General features: G+C 54.8%; 1 tRNA gene and 2 rRNA genes (1 of these 3 cut by a window edge). All 3 read right to left on the reverse strand.

Going from position 1 to position 2,500, the window contains the following annotated elements:
* Positions 1-53 precede the first annotated feature (53 nt).
* Positions 54-130 (reverse strand) — tRNA-Met (locus ACYHH6_RS00005).
* Between the two features lie 212 nt (positions 131-342).
* Positions 343-457 (reverse strand): 5S ribosomal RNA (rrf, locus tag ACYHH6_RS00010).
* 200 nt (positions 458-657) lie between these two features.
* Positions 658-2,500 (reverse strand): 23S ribosomal RNA (locus ACYHH6_RS00015) (it continues 959 nt past the right edge of the window).

The raw sequence follows: 2,500 nt of genomic DNA on the forward strand, positions 1-2,500 counted from the left end.
CCGGCCACCACAGCAAAATACAAAAAGCCCGCACGAGGCGGGCTTTTTGTATTTGGTTGCGGGGACAGGATTTGAACCTGTGACCTTCAGGTTATGAGCCTGACGAGCTACCGGGCTGCTCCACCCCGCGTCAACCTTAGAGGTAAGCCGAAGCTTACTGGATTAGAAGAGCCGCCAAATGAAAGGGCCGCTTTCGCGGCCCGTAGTCCCGTTGGCGGGCCTCGATGCATGTCGCCCAAAAGTGTTGAGCGGTTTTGGGATAACGACATGCATCAACATAATCGTAATGAGAAGATTCCACTCCATCCAATTTGGATCGAGAGTTCAACGTGCGTTTGGCAGACCTGGCAGCGACCTACTCTCCCGCGTCTTGAGACGAAGTACCATCAGCGCTGGAGCGTTTCACGGCCGAGTTCGGAATGGGATCGGGTGCAGCCGCTCCGCCATAACCACCAGGTCGGCAAAACGCACGTTATTCGAGAAGCTGTTTTGTGCCAAGGCGACGCCTTCTGCAGTTTGCTTTCGGGCGTAAGCCCGCAAGCGCGACTGCGCGTCGCCGGTTTTCCGGCGCCCTCGCGGAGCGTCCGGCCGAAGGCCGATACGACGCGTGAGCGCTGGTCAGATCATCGTGTTTCACGATGAGCATAAGGAATGAGAACGATCAAGCCGATCGAACTATTAGTACCGGTAAGCTTCAAGCGTTGCCGCTCTTCCACACCCGGCCTATCAACGTGGTCGTCTTCCACGGTTCTCAGGGAATACTCGTTTTAAGGTGGGTTTCCCGCTTAGATGCCTTCAGCGGTTATCCCGTCCGGATATAGCTACCCTGCTATGCGGCTGGCGCCACAACAGGTCCACCAGAGATCCGTCCATCCCGGTCCTCTCGTACTAGGGACAGATCCTTTCAATATTCCTACACCCACGGCAGATAGGGACCGAACTGTCTCACGACGTTCTGAACCCAACTCACGTACCGCTTTAAATGGCGAACAGCCATACCCTTGGGACCTGCTCCAGCCCCAGGATGCGATGAGTCGACATCGAGGTGCCAAACAACCCCGTCGATATGGACTCTTGGGGGTCATCAGCCTGTTATCCCCGGCGTACCTTTTATCCGTTGAGCGATGGCCCTTCCACGCGGGACCACCGGATCACTATGACCGACTTTCGTCTCTGCTCGACTTGTCAGTCTCGCAGTCAGGCAGGCTTATGCCATTGCACTCAGCGAACGATTTCCGACCGTTCTGAGCCCACCATCGCGCGCCTCCGTTACTCTTTAGGAGGCGACCGCCCCAGTCAAACTACCCACCATACATTGTCCCGGACCCGGATAACGGGCCGCGGTTAGACATCCATAGTAATAAGGGTGGTATTTCAAGGGTGGCTCCACCTGAGCTGGCGCCCAGGTTTCAAAGCCTACCACCTATCCTACACATGCCACTACGAATGCCAATGTAAAGCTATAGTAAAGGTGCACGGGGTCTTTCCGTCTAACCGCAGGAACCCCGCATCTTCACGGGGAATTCAATTTCACTGAGTCTATGCTGGAGACAGCGGGGAAGTCGTTACGCCATTCGTGCAGGTCGGAACTTACCCGACAAGGAATTTCGCTACCTTAGGACCGTTATAGTTACGGCCGCCGTTTACTGGGGCTTCGATTCAGAGCTTGCACCCCTCCTCTTAACCTTCCAGCACCGGGCAGGCGTCAGACCCTATACGTCGTCTTGCGACTTCGCAGAGCCCTGTGTTTTTGATAAACAGTCGCTACCCCCTGGTCTGTGCCACCCTCCTCTACTTGCGTAGAAAAGGGTCACGCTTCTTCCGAAGTTACGCGTGCAATTTGCCGAGTTCCTTCAGCATAGTTCTCTCAAGCGCCTTGGTATACTCTACCTGACCACCAGTGTCGGTTTCGGGTACGGTTTATAAGGAGGAGCTATTTCCTGGAACCGCTCCGCTGCCCGTTCAATCCGATAAGATTGGACAACTTGTGCGATCCGTCACTACCTCCAAGCCCACGAATATTAACGTGGTTCCCATCGACTACGCGTTTCCGCCTCGTCTTAGGGGCCGGCTAACCCTGCTCAGATTAGCTTTAAGCAGGAACCCTTGGTCTTTCGGCGGGGGAGTCTCTCACTCCCCTTACGTTACTCATGTCAGCATTCGCACTTCTGATACCTCCACCACCCCTCACGGGTATGGCTTCATCAGCTTACAGAACGCTCCGCTACCGCTTGGCCCTTGCGGACCAAACCCTAAGCTTCGGTGTATGGCTTTAGCCCCGTTACATTTTCGGCGCAAAGACCCTTATTTAGACCAGTGAGCTGTTACGCTTTCTTTAAATGATGGCTGCTTCTAAGCCAACATCCTGGTTGTTTTGGGATCCTCACATCCTTTCCCACTTAGCCATAACTTGGGGACCTTAGCTGTAGGTCAGGGTTGTTTCCCTTTTCACGACGGACGTTAGCACCCGCCGTGTGTCTGCCGACTAGTACTCCCAGGT

It is taken from the genome of Mesorhizobium sp. P171375, assembly GCF_057786075.1.